The organism is Xanthocytophaga flava (genome assembly GCF_030068545.1).
In the GTDB taxonomy this organism is placed as follows: Bacteria; Bacteroidota; Bacteroidia; order Cytophagales; family 172606-1; genus Xanthocytophaga; species Xanthocytophaga flava.
Genome location: NZ_JASJOR010000011.1, coordinates 1 through 16,959 on the forward strand (window position 1 = coordinate 1; position 16,959 = coordinate 16,959).

Annotated in this window: 20 protein-coding genes and 1 pseudogene; 6 read left to right on the top strand and 15 right to left on the bottom strand. The window is 38.6% G+C overall.

The genetic code is table 11. The features are described from left to right. From QNI15_RS16800 to QNI15_RS16815, 4 genes and pseudogenes are all read right to left on the bottom strand, one after another. Positions 1-419: pseudogene (locus QNI15_RS16800) on the bottom strand (hypothetical protein); the annotation flags it as partial. A gap of 111 nt (positions 420-530) precedes the next feature. Continuing rightward, positions 531-860 (bottom strand): hypothetical protein, encoded by a 330-nt coding sequence (locus QNI15_RS16805; RefSeq protein WP_313977851.1) that lies wholly within the window; start codon positions 858-860, stop codon positions 531-533. A gap of 83 nt (positions 861-943) precedes the next feature. Continuing rightward, positions 944-1,276 (bottom strand): hypothetical protein, encoded by a 333-nt coding sequence (locus tag QNI15_RS16810; RefSeq protein WP_313977849.1) that lies wholly within the window; start codon positions 1,274-1,276, stop codon positions 944-946. A gap of 606 nt (positions 1,277-1,882) precedes the next feature. Beyond that, complete coding sequence (locus QNI15_RS16815) at positions 1,883-2,443, bottom strand: helix-turn-helix domain-containing protein (protein WP_313977847.1); 561 nt, start codon at positions 2,441-2,443, stop codon at positions 1,883-1,885. Positions 2,444-2,943: 500 nt separating this feature from the next. On the opposite strand from QNI15_RS16815, the gene QNI15_RS16820 reads away from it, so the two are divergent. Both QNI15_RS16820 and mreB read left to right on the top strand, forming a co-directional pair. Then, positions 2,944-3,186, top strand: a complete 243-nt coding sequence (locus QNI15_RS16820; RefSeq protein WP_313995678.1) for a hypothetical protein — start codon at positions 2,944-2,946, stop codon at positions 3,184-3,186. A gap of 315 nt (positions 3,187-3,501) precedes the next feature. Then, positions 3,502-4,524 carry a rod shape-determining protein gene (gene mreB / locus QNI15_RS16825; RefSeq protein WP_314032679.1) on the top strand — a complete coding sequence of 341 codons (1,023 nt, stop codon included), beginning with the start codon at positions 3,502-3,504 and terminating at the stop codon, positions 4,522-4,524. A gap of 259 nt (positions 4,525-4,783) precedes the next feature. Here mreB and QNI15_RS16830 read toward each other — a convergent pair whose 3' ends face one another. From QNI15_RS16830 to QNI15_RS16875, 10 genes are all read right to left on the bottom strand, one after another. Next, positions 4,784-5,158 carry a hypothetical protein gene (locus tag QNI15_RS16830; RefSeq protein WP_313977839.1) on the bottom strand — a complete coding sequence of 125 codons (375 nt, stop codon included), beginning with the start codon at positions 5,156-5,158 and terminating at the stop codon, positions 4,784-4,786. A gap of 155 nt (positions 5,159-5,313) precedes the next feature. Next, positions 5,314-5,532: a hypothetical protein gene (locus tag QNI15_RS16835; RefSeq protein ID WP_313977837.1), complete on the bottom strand. Its 219-nt coding sequence runs from the start codon at positions 5,530-5,532 to the stop codon at positions 5,314-5,316. 44 nt (positions 5,533-5,576) lie between these two features. Further along, positions 5,577-5,975, bottom strand: a complete 399-nt coding sequence (locus QNI15_RS16840; RefSeq protein WP_313995683.1) for a hypothetical protein — start codon at positions 5,973-5,975, stop codon at positions 5,577-5,579. A 271-nt stretch (positions 5,976-6,246) separates the two neighbouring features. Further along, entirely contained in the window at positions 6,247-7,128 is an 882-nt protein-coding gene (locus tag QNI15_RS16845; RefSeq protein ID WP_314032680.1) for an alpha/beta hydrolase, read from the bottom strand. Between the two features lie 41 nt (positions 7,129-7,169). Beyond that, the gene (locus QNI15_RS16850; RefSeq protein WP_314032681.1) at positions 7,170-7,880 is read right to left on the bottom strand and encodes a hypothetical protein; all 711 of its coding nucleotides are present in this window, start codon (positions 7,878-7,880) and stop codon (positions 7,170-7,172) included. An 89-nt stretch (positions 7,881-7,969) separates the two neighbouring features. Further along, positions 7,970-9,313: a hypothetical protein gene (locus QNI15_RS16855; protein WP_314032682.1), complete on the bottom strand. Its 1,344-nt coding sequence runs from the start codon at positions 9,311-9,313 to the stop codon at positions 7,970-7,972. A gap of 158 nt (positions 9,314-9,471) precedes the next feature. Then, the gene (locus tag QNI15_RS16860) at positions 9,472-10,971 is read right to left on the bottom strand and encodes an acyl-CoA dehydrogenase family protein (RefSeq protein WP_314032683.1); all 1,500 of its coding nucleotides are present in this window, start codon (positions 10,969-10,971) and stop codon (positions 9,472-9,474) included. 356 nt (positions 10,972-11,327) lie between these two features. Further along, positions 11,328-11,585: a hypothetical protein gene (locus QNI15_RS16865; protein WP_314032684.1), complete on the bottom strand. Its 258-nt coding sequence runs from the start codon at positions 11,583-11,585 to the stop codon at positions 11,328-11,330. A gap of 61 nt (positions 11,586-11,646) precedes the next feature. Further along, positions 11,647-11,823, bottom strand: a complete 177-nt coding sequence (locus QNI15_RS16870; protein WP_314032685.1) for a hypothetical protein — start codon at positions 11,821-11,823, stop codon at positions 11,647-11,649. Between the two features lie 1,038 nt (positions 11,824-12,861). Beyond that, positions 12,862-13,230 carry a hypothetical protein gene (locus QNI15_RS16875; protein ID WP_314032686.1) on the bottom strand — a complete coding sequence of 123 codons (369 nt, stop codon included), beginning with the start codon at positions 13,228-13,230 and terminating at the stop codon, positions 12,862-12,864. 573 nt (positions 13,231-13,803) lie between these two features. Between QNI15_RS16875 and QNI15_RS16880 the strand changes: the two genes are divergently transcribed. Next, the gene (locus QNI15_RS16880) at positions 13,804-14,895 is read left to right on the top strand and encodes a 3-oxoacyl-ACP synthase III family protein (RefSeq protein WP_314032687.1); all 1,092 of its coding nucleotides are present in this window, start codon (positions 13,804-13,806) and stop codon (positions 14,893-14,895) included. A gap of 44 nt (positions 14,896-14,939) precedes the next feature. On the opposite strand, the gene QNI15_RS16885 is transcribed toward QNI15_RS16880, so the two are convergent. After that, positions 14,940-15,392 carry a cold-shock protein gene (locus QNI15_RS16885; RefSeq protein ID WP_314032688.1) on the bottom strand — a complete coding sequence of 151 codons (453 nt, stop codon included), beginning with the start codon at positions 15,390-15,392 and terminating at the stop codon, positions 14,940-14,942. Between the two features lie 395 nt (positions 15,393-15,787). Here QNI15_RS16885 and QNI15_RS16890 point away from each other — a divergent pair, with 395 nt between their 5' ends. The 3 genes from QNI15_RS16890 to QNI15_RS16900 all read left to right on the top strand — a co-directional run bounded on the left by QNI15_RS16890 (position 15,788) and on the right by QNI15_RS16900 (position 16,852). Next, complete coding sequence (locus QNI15_RS16890) at positions 15,788-15,979, top strand: cold-shock protein (protein WP_313978522.1); 192 nt, start codon at positions 15,788-15,790, stop codon at positions 15,977-15,979. A gap of 100 nt (positions 15,980-16,079) precedes the next feature. Next, entirely contained in the window at positions 16,080-16,496 is a 417-nt protein-coding gene (locus QNI15_RS16895) for a hypothetical protein (RefSeq protein WP_313977816.1), read from the top strand. A gap of 53 nt (positions 16,497-16,549) precedes the next feature. After that, the gene (locus QNI15_RS16900; RefSeq protein WP_314032690.1) at positions 16,550-16,852 is read left to right on the top strand and encodes a hypothetical protein; all 303 of its coding nucleotides are present in this window, start codon (positions 16,550-16,552) and stop codon (positions 16,850-16,852) included. Positions 16,853-16,959 lie beyond the last annotated feature (107 nt).

A 16,959-nucleotide genomic window follows, 5' to 3' on the forward strand; every position in this document is an offset into this window, starting at 1 on the left:
GCTACATTCTTGTCCACAGCTACATTCTTGTCCACAGCTACATTCTTGTCCACAGCTACATTCTTCCGTAGTCCATTATAAGCCACTATCATCAGAATATTGCACTGATAGGAGCCAAAGTCCCATTCAGTTCGATCTATGGATAAACTAATCTTGCCTCTAGGTAAAAACAAGGTCAATAAGAGACATACTTGCTGATAATCAAATGTGTACTCTTTAAAAAAAGCCTGAATTCTCCGTTGAGCAGATTCAACTTTTGACTTGGATTCCATATGAAGAGCCACCTCCTGAAACTGTACTTTTCGACTTTCTATCAAGCCTAAGACAAACGAAGAAATAAATTTTTTACGGGCTAAATTCTTCGCTAACGGAACTTTGTCTAAAATTTTAATAACTTGCTCACTGATGATTGTTTTCATCCTCAAAGGTTGGTTTGGTGGCTTGGTCGCTCCAAATTTCAACCTTTTTGTTTTCTATTGCTACTTTTCCTCGGGTAGAGTATGGTTGATGGTATAGTTATATACTTGGTTTTAGATACTTAAAGTAAAACTTTCAATGGAGGCATATACTCTGGCTATCATCTCGACCAAAAATACGGAATCTTTATTCGGTTCGTTTTCATAGGAAGAAAGTCCTGTTTCAACAGTATCAAAGAAATACAATGCCTTATTTTTTAGTATGTGAGCAGCACCTCTTTCGTCCAGTTTCAGGGCTTTAATCAACAAGGTTGCATGCATCATAATCATTCGCAATTCATCACATACAGACACATCATCGGCTCTATGAATCAGACTTTTCACTTCGGGTAATAACTCAACAAGCTCTGCTCTGGGTGTGCTGAATCTTTCCTCTTTTGACATTTGACGGTTCCTCCTTTTTAATGGTAAACTTCCTTTGATTCAATAGGCAAAATGGTTGTGTGATTTACAAAGTATGTAAGGTATTAAAGACCTCTAACGAAATTGACAATTGAGGTATAGGCTTTAGCTGACAGGTAGATAAAGAAGAGAGAAGCGCTAGCTGAAGAGGGGTTCTCGGTTTCAATATTTTCCAATATAGTATGCAGAACAGTCAGAGTATCTTGTTTCAATCCACCTGCAGGATCATTTTTTGAGACATCTGATTGACCTATCGCTTCTACTACATGTTCAATAATTGTTTTTAAATATAAAATACATGCATCATAACTTTCATCTTTATCGATTAGCCCCTCAATTTCTTTTAGTGATGTAATCAGTTCTGATCTGAGTGCACTGCTTGCTTTTCCCTGAGCCATGTTGCTTTCGATACCTACGTTAGATTAGAAGTCACTAAAACGCTATTGCTTACGTACTAGTCATCGGATCTGTAACTGACAGGTTATCTTCTTATGGTCCTTTGCAAGAGAAGAGGCATAGCTTAGTGTATAGACTTTAGCCATGACTTTATGTATCATACTCGAACGGATTACGATCTGATCAAGCTCATTCCTGTTGTTCTTACCTATTTCTCTACCTTGAGCACTCAATGATAAAGTGGAAAGTAGCAGGTATTCATTCCATGCTTTTACTGATCCTGTTCAGAGGTTTTATTTTCTAAAAGGAGGCGGATAATGGCTGTCAGATATGCTCACTATCGGGTGTTATACTTGGCGGGTAATTCTTTTGATATTGTATCGTAAAAGTTATGACAGCCAATGACTCATCTGAGGTCATGTTTGATTTTTTAAGGCTTCTTTGTCACATGCTTTGGTTTAATATTGTCAAATGTAACTTAAAAAAATACAATAAGGATACAAAATACAAAAAATATTTGCAGATAGTGGTAAAATGCAATAGCAAAAGTAGGTTAACACCACTGACACTGATAGGCAGTATGTGTATCATACCAATGCTGTTAGTAACTACAAATCTTCCAGATTACTTTTTCGTTTTTGCTTAAGCCTTTTGTAGAAAGATGGAGAGAATCCTGTTATTTTCTTAAACTGATTTGATAAATGGGCTACACTGCTGTAATGCAACTGGTAGGAAATCTCAGTAAGAGTAAGCTCATTATAGAGTAGAAGCTCTTTCACTTTTTCAATTTTATGCAGAATAATAAACTGCTGAATGGTTATTCCTTTTACCTGTGAGAAGATATTGGAAAGATAGGTATAGTCATATCCTAGTTTTTCACTGATATAATCCGAATAATTTATAGTAGGCAACTTCACTGAATAGTGAATCATTTCGGTAATAAGATTTTTGATTTTCTCAATCAGAATACTTTTTTTGTCATCCATTAACTCCAGTCCTGACTGAAATAAATTTGTCTTTAGCTGATCGTGTTGTTTAGCAGAAAGATCTTCCCTAACTTCGACCATACCCAACTCAAGTGCAGTATAGTCAAGCCCTAATTTCCGGAGTTCTTCCTTTACAATCAGTTTGCATCTCAAACTGACCATGTATTTAATATAAAGTCTCATATGTTTCTCTGTAACTCCTGCCTTTGTTATGTATACTCTCCTGCTTCTTGTCTTATATTCCTTTCTCACAGTATGCTATTTGTATCTTATTTCCTGAATCAGATACAAGAAAAGCCCATAGATTGTCTATTTATAATTCTATAAATCAGGATCTGTAAACGAAGGACGCTAACTGTACGGAAAGAGTGGAGATCAGAATGGTTGGGTAATAATGAGTAGTTGAATACCTCTTTCTTTCTGACGGATCGTTACACATAGTGATGACTTGAATTATTGATTTGTCATCAGTATTTACAGTTTATCCTGTTTTTATATCTGTTTGTAGTATATCCGCCAGACTAATCAGTGAAAGATATAAGAAATTTTCAGAACTATGTAATGCTTTCCCGAAGAAGAAAACCCACCTTTACCAGATAGTATATCTTCTAAAAAAACTATTCCCTGAATATAAAGATAAATTTTAGGATTTACTATGAGGTTTATTCCTTTTACTCAACTTTATGAACAATTCATACCAAAACAAACACTCCAGGACCTTAGTCGAACCTTTTAAAATTGTTGGTGACTGGAATTGTCAGCTAAAAAAACTACAGGAAATGTTTCCGCAACTGACCAATGCTGACCTGCATTTTCAAACAGGCAAAGAAGAGCTCCTGCTTGCCAGAGTAATGAACCGGCTCAATAAGGAACGAATAGAAGTAATAGAGATCATTCGAAAAGGACAAGTAAAGAGAGTAATATAACAGGAAATGGTTTGCCCCTCCATAGAATCTTTTAGTAGCAATATCTAACTGATCAAAACTTCATCGCCTTTATACCCTGAGGCTGTACATTCACATAACAGGTATTGTCTTGCGTAAAGGTTCTTATGTAATAGTATCTCTGAAAGAATAAAAAAGTAGAAATAAGACAGAAGTCTGACACACTATAACTATCTCATTGTAAAATATTTATCCGCAGTATGCTACATACTAATACTTTTTTTAAAACGTTTACACTGAAGCGGACAGCAATGTAATGGATCTGATTTTTCTCTTTTTTCAACTGAATTGTATACAATGGGGTTTCTTAATTTTTTTACACAGGAGATAGCAATTGACTTAGGTACTGCCAATTTTTTAATAGAGCAAAATGAGAAAATAGTAGTAGAGCAACCTTCAATCATAGCAGTAGATAGCCGCACCAATCAAATGATTGCGTTTGGACATCAGGCTTATTTAATGGAGGGAAAGACCCATGAATCAATTCGAACAATACGTCCGCTTCGGGGTGGCGTTATAGCTGATTTTAAAGCTGCCGAGCAGATGATCAAAGGAATGTTACGGATGATTCCTCTGAAAAACAGATGGGCAACTCCCAGCTTTCGTATGGCCATTTGTATTCCTTCCGGTATTACAGAAGTAGAGAAAAGGGCTGTGCAGGATTCAGCAGAATATTCAGGTGCCAAAGAATTATATCTGATTCATGAACCTATGGCGGCGGCTATTGGAATCGGACTGGATGTAAAAGGGGCAACAGGACATATGATTATAGATATTGGAGGAGGTACTACGGAGATTGCTGTAATTTCACTGGGTGGAATTGTCTGTGACGAATCTTTACGGGTTGCTGGGGAGAATTTTGATGAAGATATTGTCGATCACATGCGAACGAAACATAACCTGTTGATTGGAAGATTTACGGCTGAACAAATTAAAATTGCTGTGGGAGCTGTTGGCTATGATCTAAAGACCCCTCCGCCCAACTTTAGTGTAAAAGGCCGTAATTCATTCACAGGAATGCCACAGCAGGTACAGGTTGGCTACCAGGAAATAGCTCATTGCCTCGAAAAATCAATTTCAAAGATCGAAGAGGCTATCATGAGGGTGTTGGAAAATATACCCCCTGAACTGTCTTCTGACATTTATCAGTCAGGTATTTACCTGACTGGTGGTGGAGCTATGCTGCGGGGCTTAGATCAGAGAATTGCTGCCAAAACTCATTTACCAGTTCATGTGGTAGATGATCCATTACGGGTAGTGATGAAAGGAACTTCAATAGCCTTAAAAAATAGTAAAAACTTCTCTTTTTTAATGAAGTAAGACATCCTGGCAAACAGCTATCAAATTGTATCTTTTTCTGCTGGTTTATCAGATTATCTGATAAATAATAAAAGCCGAGGTATCCGAAACGAATTTGATGTCCACCAGGATATAGTGCGTATGAGAGCTCAGGAAGTCAGTAATAGTATTGGCTAACTCGACTCCGTTTGTCGCTGCTAAATGTGTTGTGCTCAGATTTTTGAAGTAAATCATAGGAATGAAGTTAAATAGACAGATGTATGAATAAAGAAAGAAAATATTAGGGAATAGACTCAAGCAACCTTTCCACAGATGTCACACTGGTATAAAGCAGGTTTTCATTCAATGATCCGTTTGACATCGATCCATATGAAAAAGGAACTGTATTCGTAACTGAGTAATTGCCTGGAGAAGATTGTTCTTTATAGCAGGTATGAACCAACTCTCCTTCCAGCCACTTCAGATTATCATCTATCTGCTCAATACAGAGTAGTATCTGAGAATTATATAGAAGAAGCTTTGTATTCTGTAGGTACTCTAGTATCTGCTCACAAATCTGCATAGAAGAGTAAATATCTCCTTCTGGCCTTCCCTGATGCAACAACAGTTGAGATTTCAGCAACTGCAGGTCATACTTAAAATTATTCGTTTCCATTTTTTAATAGTGATGTATCTTAAAGGTATATCTGTTTCGATGGTAATACGTTTTTAAACGTGTGCATGAAAAATGATAATTCCATACTGTATAGTAGGAAAGAGTGAAAGATGAAACAGAAAAAGTATTGAAACTGCTTTGTATAAACATAACGTTTAGTTAAAGATGATAGCAGATTGATCCCAGTCCCATTGCTGGTGACAAACACGGATAAAATCTACGTAGTCTCCTTCGATACAGGTATTGCTCACCCCATCTACAAGATTAAAGTTTCCTTTCCAGGGCCAGCAATGAATGATAACCCTACCACTTTTTAGTTTCAGATCATAAAACTGGTTTCCGCACTTTCCTGTATATTTTTTCCACTCATCCATTTTTGTCCTGTTACTATTCTTGCCAACATGAGATCCTGAATTAATTATCTTTTGGCAGGTGTATCCAGAGAGTCTGCCGGTATGGAATCGTATAATTCCATCATTGCTTTTAGTGTATTATTGATCAACTCATTAGTCGATTTTTTATAAAGTAGCTTATAGGTAGTGCTTATTTTATCCGGATGCATAAAGTCAGGTTTTTGAGGCATCCCAATCAGTTGAGATCTGGTCCAGACTATAGTATCATCGATTTGTTCGATACAGGTGTGGATCTGAAGCTGATAAGAGAGAAGCTCTGAATTGAGCAGAAAGACAAGAATTTGTTCACAGACAAAGATCGGCTTTATTCCCTGGCCCCAGGTTTGATTCCGGCATTGAATAAGTCTGGAGCTTAAGAAAGCCAGCTCAGATTTAAATCCATTGACTGTATTCTCCACTACCATTCTTTCTCGGTTTAGTATGTTTTAATTTTTTTTTCCGCTTATTTACTTAACAGGTTCTACTCTGTTCATTGATGAGTCAGGCTATTGTTTATCGTCTTTTTGACTAACTAAATAACTATATTTCTTCACAACTAGTAATGGATAGACTATAAATGTACTGCCATTTATTCTACGATGTGTTATATATGTCTCAAGTAAGTTTACATATATCACAGTTCGAAAAACGAGAGAATTTTCCACAGAAAGAGTATTGATTCCGGACAGTCTCCTTCTACTGTTTTATCAGGGATATAATCTGGTCTCTTGCTTTGCGTGACTCAGGAAAGTTCATAAGCATCCATACATGCACCATCTCCGCATACTCGTAGTAATGGATAGTTGATTTCTCTTTTTGCATCAGAACCATCAGCTTGCGCGCATCCGCGGCCAATATATCCCGTGATCCAATAAATAGATACATAGACGGCAGCCCTGCCAAAGAACCATTGATAGGGCTAACCATAGGATTATGCACATCTGTATCTCCTGCGTAACTAATACCTGCTTTTTGTAATCCTTCTATGCCTAGAAACGGGTCCAGCGGATCTATAGCCTGTATGGCAGGGTTGGTCAGAGAGATATCCAGCCAGGGAGATAAGAGAAAAAGTTGACCGGGTTGGGTAACTTTTTCCTGTTGCAGTTGCTGACTGAGCGCCAGGGCAAATCCTCCACCAGCAGAATCTCCCATAAGAATCAAATTGTGAGCAGGTACACGATCAAGTAGTTCTTTATACAATGGAATCACCATTTGAAAGGCATCCTTGTAAGTAAAACCGGGAGCAAGCGGGTAATCAGGAGTGGTAATGCTGCATTGAAGATTTTGTACCAGGAATGCCATAAAAGTCCAGTGTTGTCTTACAAAGTTCTGTACATAGGCTCCACCGTGAAGGTATAAAATGTGTTTGACTGACCGACTGTGTTTGGGATGCAATGTAAAAACAGGACGTCCCTGTATAAAGGTTTGTTCTACGAGACAGGTATCATATATTTTCTTAGGAGGTTTGGGACACTGATAGAAATCGAATTTCCCAAAGTCAAACTGCATCTTTAAGAAACTTTTCTTACGGATAAGTCTTAGAAAGACAATAAAAGCTTTGCTTTTTATACTGGCCATAGAATGGAGAAAGTTAAATGATCATGGCCAACCTCAAACAGTCAGGTATGAAAGATTTTTTGAAAAACGGGCTGATTCCTCATCCGGTAAAACATAAAGAACAATGCCGTAATAACCGGAAACAAACAGGCGGCAACAATCACACTCCAGCTTAAACGGATCTGGCGGCTCACATAATAAGAGATAATTCCTTCCAGCAACAGACCCAGAAGAGCTATCGCAACAAAGGTGTATGCCAACAGGTTCAGTCCTTTTTGGCCTGCAAGGTGAAATAAGCTCATAAGAGCAAGCAAGATAAAGTTAACGGAAAACAAGATGGGTATCCCCAGATACAAAAGCCATCCGGCAAAAGGAAACAAATAATATAACAACCACAGGACCAATGTGGATGCCAGCCAGCCTACCAGAATCTGATACATGGTTTTTTTATGCCAGAAAGCAAGTAATGCTGCATAGGAAAGTAAAATAGTACAGAAGCATAGCGGATACACCGCCCACGTAACATGGTGATTGATCATCAGATCGATGAGTAAAGTAGCCAGTATACCTGAGAATAAAAGAATCGCAACGATTTGCCACAAGAGGTGTTTCAGCACATATTTATCTTCTGCAGGTAATTGCAATACATTGGTCAGGTTTAATTCGGTGGCTGTGGGTCCTTTATACCCTGATTCTCCTACCACTGTACCACAAAGCGGACAGCTTTTCATCTGAGTTTCCAGTTCCACGCCACATTGTTTGCAACTAATCATAGGGTATTGGTCGGGTTGTTCTGTGTCTTACATACCTTCGTAACTCATCATCTTTACTCCGTGATCCCTCATACTTTTTCTGACAGATCCTAGCTAATGACTTTTACGGGGATACCTTCTCCTATCAGTATGGAAACAAACTCTTGTTCCAACTGGTGAGAAGTTGTGATATTGCCAAAACTGAGTATTAGTTTGTCTTCGAATCCAATAACGCCACAATTTACTTTCAGCACTTTGTTGGGTGGTGGAGGAATAAACTGGAAATACTCAATAAGGCGGTCAGCCTGCGGACTAAATGAAACCTTTCCCAGATTCGTTATCACCCCGCTGTATTTGCGGGTTCCTTCAATGCTATAGGTAAAATACAAGATGAGTGACTTGATAAAAAGAGGTGTATTCTTCAGCAATACATTTCGCTCAGCTCCTACATTTCTCGAAATAATCTTATTGATCAGCTTCACATCTGTTTCCAGTTGCATCAGATGATGAACCGTTTTGAGAATTTCTTCGAATGTATATTTTCCCAGGCGCAAATCAATCTCCGGAGTCACAAACAGAGAAAAGTTTCTCATTGTTTTTGAGTGGTAAAGCTTTCGTAGATTAATCGGTACCTGTATGCGAAAAACCTTTCTGCTTCTGCGTTTTTTAGCTGGTGAAAGTTGATTATAGATGGTTTGAAGTGCAGACAGATAGACTCCAACCAGATAAACAGTAAGGGTTACATTATATTTTCGGACAATAGCTATGATTTCCTTTGCAGGAATAGAAAAAGAGAGTACTTCAAATCGAGGCAGAGGCTTAAGACGAAACGGTAAATGGAAAGCTGTAGGAATCTTTAGTGGGAAGGGTAAACGTTCCTGGAAATGAGTAGAAAAGGCATCTTCAAATTCTTCCGCAGATGGGGTCTCCTCAGGTTTCAGATAAGACAGCGCATCTGTATCAATCAGACAACATACCTCAAAATAGGTCAGCAAGAGTGAGTTTAAAAACTCAAATGCTCCTTTTCCGTCTGTAAGAATGTGTGAAAACTCAACACTGACTTTATTTTCTTTGAGCAGAATACGGAAAATAAGCTCATTCTTTTCAAACGAACGACAGAGCAGCCCCAAATCCGGTCTGACAGCCATCTTCTCATTATAGTATTGAAGATAATACCAGAAAAACCCTTTTTTAGGCTTCATCTTATAATAGGGAAACCGTTCTTCCAGGCGCTGTACAGCCTCCAGAAATGGCTTGATTTTCACTCTGTCTTTCAACACTGCCGATAGACGAAAGACAGTCGTTAGTTCTCTGCTTTGAATAGCTGGATAAATCTTAGCCGCATTATCCAGTCGCAACCAGAAATCCTTTGAAGCTTCCGGCAAAGAAATCTCCTTCTCAGAAGTTGGTTTCGGCGAAGAATCTCGCTTAACTGTCTTTTTCTCTATCACCATACCTTATTCACTTTGACTAGATCATCCTTCTCAAAATGATACCTGCCTACACGTTGAGAACTGTAAAAAAAATGTACCTGACGCTCTGACAATCTGTTAAAAATATCAGATTATCAGAGGCTTGGCGAGAAGGCCAGAATAGTGTTTGTCCATTTTCTTTACACAAAATTCATCCAGGAACTTTCATCTGAATATTCCTCAACAGCTTTTACTTTATTTTCAAACCGGAAAGAGCAAAACAAAGCTGATACTTCCTGTTGTACCATACATAAGCAGTTTTCTGCCAGTTCTTTTCTGAATCCATCTTCACCCAGGTCAATTACATATCCCATGCAGATAATCCTGGCCAAAATCTTACCAAGCTCTACCTGTTTCCGTTGTGATAAGGTACAATGAAGCTGAAAACTTAACTCTTTTTTGAAGTACTGGCAGGCGAGGGCTGTGGGAGGGAAGTCTTTCAGAAATTCAAACAAATTTTCTTGTTTTTGCTTTTTCATCATTCGTATAATACTTTCTCCGATCTGTGAATACAACATTTCATTAGCTCCTTCAAAAATCTGAAAGGCGCGGCTGTCAATAATGCCACTTCCACCAATATGACTGGTACGATACCCCCTTGCCCCTGAAAGTTGAACCAGCACCTGGGCAGACTCCTGCATCAAATCCGTAACTACTGTTTTGATACAGTTCGCTTCCAGGCCTTCGGATGCCAGATCCTGATCTATCCCACTGATGCGGCTGCTTCGTACACACATCGCAGAACATAGCGTATACGCCGATTGAATCCGCCCGATCTGAAACTGAATCTGATCCATTATGAGAAGGCTACCTGCTCCTACTTTGCGGGTAGTGCAATGGCTTGTGGTTTCATCCAGCATTCGTTTTATAAATCCCATCGCCATACCTGGAAACTGCATCCGGCTGCGATGCAGAATATCCAGCATCATCTGTATGCCTGTAGACTGAGGCTGTAATTTATAGGTTGAAGGAACCTGCAGGTCTAATGTATTGAGTCCATAGGGGATAAGAGAAAGGCCCAGATTATCATAATACTCTTTTACATGGATATGCTGTCTGGGCTGGGTGTTATCACAGATGAAAAAGTCAATATCTCTGCCCAGTTCACCTGTTTGGCTTTCTTTCTTGCAGGCAATCAGCCAATAGTTGGCCAGGCCTGTTAGTCCCTGCCAGTGCTTGGTTCCCCTGATATGGTATCCATCTTCTGTCTCGGTGTAACGGGTCTTCATATTCAATGCATCACTGCCATAAGCAGGTTCGGTAATCATAAGTCCTCCCATATTTTGATGTTGGAGAAACCGGTCAAAGATTTCCTCTTTGACCTGCTCATTTGCATATTTCGTGACAGGTTGTAGAAAGAGGGCAATATTGATTCCGAAGATCAGTGAAAGAGACAATGATTCGTAAGAAGCTGCAGCCAGAAGTGACAGACACTCTTTTGCAATGACTCCTCTTCCTCCAAATTGCTCTGGAATGGCAACCGCCAGGGGATTTTCGGTCAGTATAGTATGCATCAATTCTGCTGATAGATCTCTGTTGGAAACAGTAGTTCTTTCTTTTCCCCGAAAAAGCTGTTGTAAAGTTAGTTTGAAGTCTTTTATGAAGCTGTCAAACTCAATGTGGTTGATTACTGCATCCATGCCTGGCTAAAATTTATAGGTTATGATTGATAATACTATTTTCAGGGTCTGATGGCTCCTTAGCTTACCTACAGACAGAAAACCAACCTGTAGGTAAGTGAGCATTATCAGATGATTCTTTATTTTGGGAACTACCTACTTCAACAATAAGTAAACCTTTAGGTAAAGGCAATAAGAGCAAACAGGCAGTGTATGAGGGAAGAATTAAAAGCAATGGAAAAGAATTGCCTCTACTACAAGTTGACAAGCTATTTTGAGCCCCAGCGGCTTGAACAGACTAAAGAAAGAAGTGACTATAAAAGGTAGGTTCAACTAGTTTCAGCAATCAGTCAATATACTGTTACATAATCGAAGGATTATTCCCCGAATTCCTCTATAAGATAATATTCATGGGCTAACAAAGTTTCTAAAGAACAGATTTTCTCTTCCATATTCAACAAACGTTGCTCTGCCTTTTTTCCATGATAAGGGGTAAGTATGTCTTTTCTTCCTGTCCTGAGTTGATTTTCCAGAAAATCTATCCGGATTTGGATAGCAGCTATTCGTTGTCTTATCAAGGAAATAATCTGTGTATGGACCCAGTTCAGCATCTTGGTTGTGAGGCGATTTTGCATAATTAGTGAGGGTAAAAAATGAGTCCTTCTCTAGTGAAAAGGTAAAGCCATGATAAACGATCTACTCAGAGAGAGTGTCGTCTCCTTTTCGTGAAGTAAGCGTCAGATGAATAAGATTTGCAATATATTCCTTTGTCACACCATATTGTGAGGCAAGCCGGTTTATTTGAAAGTCTTGTTTGCCCAGATCAACCAAGGCCCAGGACATGCGTGTGGAAATATAGCGTTCGATTGTCATATGGGTAGGGTTTATCTGTATACTCTATAACAGTATTATCCCAGATTCGTTCTGACTGGATTATTCCCTGCCCTGTTTCATACTTTTAATCACATTGACTTTTCTTCAACTTTATCCTTACCTCCATAAAGTATTTTCTGGCTTACAGACATGGAATGGGCATTTAGTGAAACTTTAGGCTACTCTTCATTAGGTATATAGTTGTTTACAGGGACATGTATACGTCAACAAAATGTGTGATTTATATAACTTTTTTTAAAAATGTGTAAAACTTTATCTTGTAAAACAGGCCAGCTTTGTGAAAAACAATAAGGCTTGTTGCTAGTATGGTATGATGCTTCAGGGCAAAGTCGTGGGTAAATTAATTTATGGCTGCTTCAAGTAGATCCTGGCTGGATACGAGTTGGGGATTTGACAGATGTTACTATACAGCCGAAAAAAGCATTCCAGACAAACCTGCCGACAAAGATAATTCCTGATTGAACTAGTATTTTGTATTTGGTCCACAATATAAAATGCCGTGTTGTCTGGTGCGCAGTTGACCAGATACACATATGTAGTATGAAAGCTGCTTAAAGCCTGGCTAGTTTAACCAGGCTTTTTGATTTACCTGGTTTGAGTTTGGTTAATACAAAAAAACACAGACAGAAAATCTGCCTGTGTTTTGCGGAAACCTAGTCAGCATGTGCAACTAAAAAAGATTTTCTACAAACAGGATACCCTTCGTACTAATACACCAGGTATGAGTAACAGGCTCTGTTTTATTCTTTTATTATAGAATATCTATCGTTTAAAAATTGCACTGCACCTTTTCACATAAACAAAAATATACTAAACTTCTATCAACCAATTGTCTTAGTACCATATCCTCTTTTAGCCTATATTTTTCTTCAATACACATAATGATTTGCTAGTGAGCACCAATCCGCGTCAGGTAAAGGTACAAAGGAATTTAGCTTCAACTATTACATATGTTTACTCATTTGTTATATTATTCACATGTATACTGCTTACTAACCGAAGATACTACACATGATGTCAAACAATGGTCTCAGACAGGTTCAGAAGTGCTTTTCGGTTGCATTGAATGAGTTGCTCATTGCAATCATTCCGATATATATTTGGGCTATTGAGAGAACTATCAAAATCAATGATGTATAGCAATTGAGATCTGGCCCAAATCAGATTGTCATCAATTTGTTCGATACAGGTGTGGATCTGAAGCTGATACAGGAAAAGATCAGATTGTGGCCTTTCATAATACTGAAGACAAGTGAGAATGTGCTCACCAACCTGAATGGAAGCAAGGTCTTGCTGTCCATAGGTTTGTCTTCTGCAATGCAGAAGCTTTATGCGCAGGCAAGCTAGTTCACATTTAAACTCTATAACTGAATCATGTCCCCTCATTCTGTGCCTGTTTATTATATGTTAGCATGCCAACTTCTTAAAGATAGGAGTATTACCTGACAATCCATTCAATTATAGGTTTTTCTTTATAATCACCTGCTATCTTCTGCAGATTAGATCATTTCTTGTCTACTCCTTTTAGGAAAGAGAGGCTATATAACTAGAGTTATTTATCTGATTTTACATATTTACTAACAAAAGCTTTTTATACTCGATTTATCAGGTTACCTTTATATGATTCCGCTTAAAAAATGTGAGTTCTCACAAGCATGGTAGCAAAAATATATTAAGTGCTAGTTTACGGATAACAATCTGTCTACAGCTTTTAAAGGGACCCGCCTTGCTATTTAATGACTTTTACTCGCTTCCTTTTTTGCCTTTCTATACTTTAAAGAATCTTCATGTAGTCATTTTACCCATTTCCTTCTCGGCTTGTTTTTATAGTCAGTAACAAAAGCTCTTATCCTGTCTATCTGCTCCTGCCTATTATTTACTACCAAATTTATTACTTCTTTCACCTGTTTTATCTTTACAGCTTTTCGTATGGATGAAAAATAATTACTACTACATTATATGAATCCCGTATTTTCCTCCATACTGTCTGCAACAGGCTCTCATATCCCCACTATCCAGATTGCTAATGATTATTTTCTTGATCACACCTTCTTTGAGAAAGAAGGAATAAGCTTACAAAGCGAGAATAGTCGTGTTATCAATAAGTTTAAAGAAATCACAGGCATTGGTGAACGCAGATATGCACAGCCCGAACAGATGGCTTCCGATTTAGGTTATCTGGCAGCTAAGGATGCGCTTAAAAGTTCGGGTATTGATAAAGAAACACTGGACTATATTATTGTGGCGCACAATTTTGGAGATATTACCTATCACAGCAATCGTAGCCGGATGGTTCCCTCACTTGCCTCACGGATCAAGCAACATCTGGAAATTACCAACCCGGATTGTGTTGCTTATGATATTGCTTTTGGATGTCCGGGATGGTTACAGGCCTTGATTCAGGCACATTATTACCTTCAATCGGGAGAGGCGCGCCACTGTCTGGTGATTGGTACTGAGACTTTATCACGTGTAATTGATCCACACGACCGAAATTCGATGTTATTTGGGGATGGAAGTGGGGCAGCTATCTTAAGTGCCTCTCCATATAATGGTTCAGGTATTATCAGCCATAATACACAAACGTATGCTCATGAGTATGCTCAATTGTTACAAATGTCCCATTCCTACAATCCTGACTATACCGGGCAGGAAGATGTTTTTCTAAAGATGAATGGGCGGAAATTATATGAGTTTGCCCTTACTCATGTGCCTAGGGTTATTGAAACTACCCTGCACAAAGCAGGTCTTCATCTTTCACAGATCAGAAAAGTTTTAATTCACCAGGCCAATGAAAAAATGGATACCGCCATTGTGCAACGGTTGTTTCAACTCTATGGAATGCCTCAGCCAGACCATGCGTCTCTGGAAGATCTGATGCCTATGACCATTGCCACTTTGGGTAATTCATCTGTAGCCACCATACCTACTTTGCTTGACCTGATTTGTAAAGGACATTTGGAAGGTCAGCAGTTTCTGCCTGGAGATAAGGTGGTTATGGCCTCTGTGGGGGCTGGTATGAATATCAATGCCCTGGTTTATCAGTTTTAATCTATCTGATAAGCTAGGGCATGTGGGTGGGTGTCAGCACTGATCTAACTTGCCAGCTTTACCCGTATGGCACTAGGACCTTTTTCATTTTTCTCAATCAGGAAGGTAACCCTATCATTTTCTTTGATCGGTTGTGACAATCCATTGGCATGGACAAATACACTTTGCTGACTTTGTGAATCTTTGATAAATCCATACCCTTTGGTTTCATTGTAGAAAGTAACCTTGCCTGTACGGATATTGTCTTGCGGATTAGTACTCTGACGACTTACTCCAATGCTGATCTCTTCATTTTTAATCACTCTTTTTTGTTTGGGATCGGGTGGGGTAGAAGACAGGTAACCATCTGCATCTACATAGACAAACATTGCCTCCATATCTTTTCCTTTGTCAGAGTGTGTTTTTCGTTCGGCCTTTCTTTCTGCTTTTTCTTTTTTTCTCTTTAGTTTTTTAGCTATGTTCTCTTTTTTACTGAATGTTTCACTGGATCTTGCCATAAGATAATGGGTTTATAAGATAAAGGGATTAGGTGAGAAAAGAACAGGCAGACGTTGAAAAGCTGTTACAAAAGAATGCACAGAGACACTTTTACCCTATAAAGTATATTCCGGACTACCTGCTATACTGCATTTTAGAGGGATTGGAAAAGAGGATACGCAAGCAGAGGGTATTGATTGAGTAGCGCTAAAAGCCCGGTAAAACGGGGAGCAAGTTACGATAAATTCCTGATACTACTTCTCTTTATTATTTTTTTCCTGCAAAACAGCTTATATAGCTTCAGAATAGAGATAATGAAATATATTTAACTGATAATGAAATATTTATTGGATTATATTTTTTATTACCAATGAATAAGGCTACCTTTATAGAACATCTTAAAAACAATAATTTAATGCAACAAGGTACAGTAAAATTTTTTAATGAAGCGAAAGGGTTCGGATTCATTAAATCCAACTCTTCAAACGAAGATATTTTTGTTCACGTTTCAGGCCTGATTGATCAAATCAATGAAAATGATCAGGTAACTTTTGAAGTAGAAAGAGGTAAAAAAGGTCTGAATGCGGTTAATGTTCAGTTGGTTTAATATATCTGATATATATAATCCCTTTAAACAAAAGTCTCTGCCAAAGAGACTTTTGTGTTTTTAGCAGTCTCCATTCCACCAATCTGTCCCCAGTTGTCTCATGATAGTATCCCGCGAATTACGAATTGGCAATCTGGTACTGGTTCCGGAGCTATGGGAAAATCAGTTTTTTAATGTACTGGAATTATATTCTGAAGAATGTTCTGTTTCGCCAACGGTTAAAGCTGAATCAAGGATTGCTTCCTATCGGATTTTACAACCTATTCCGATAACAAGTCCGTTGTTGGAAAACTTTGGATTTACCATGGAAAAGCATAGCCATTTGTCACTTACCAACTATTTTATTTTACGGCAGGGCGCCCAGTGCCTATACCTGAATGCGCAGCTTCAGCCTATCAGTTCTCCCTCAGTTCCAGTGTTTGTAGTCAACTATCGCATTGAATACTTTCATCAGTTACAGAATGTCTTTTTTGCTATTACCGGACAGGAGCTATCTATTTTTGCTTCCCTTCGGTAATATACCTATCAGTAATACACGTATCACACCAACAACCTTTTATCCCAACAAAAATGGAAACCCTCACCCAACAAACCACAATACGCATAGATGGCGAAACCTACATGGGCCTGACAACACATGCAGATCTGGGCACGCAACCTTATGAACGCAAACTGACTTTATGGATAGTAGTGGAAGATCACCATACCTGGGACAAAATGAATAAATGTCTCCAGGCCCGTCAATCCATGCGGGTCAAAGTTACAGGCAGATATAGTGGATTGTTTTATATTGTAAAGATGGAAGATATGGCACGAGGCGCGGCTTTCGTTCTGAAAAATGACGGGCCTTTTGTAATCTTTAAAGACAATTAATTACATTCTTGCTCAACACAGGCAATAATCCATGCTGAACTTCCTGCCTTGCTTAAAAGTATCGTACTCAGGCAGTGGCGTTGTAGACTATTCATCCATACCAGAAA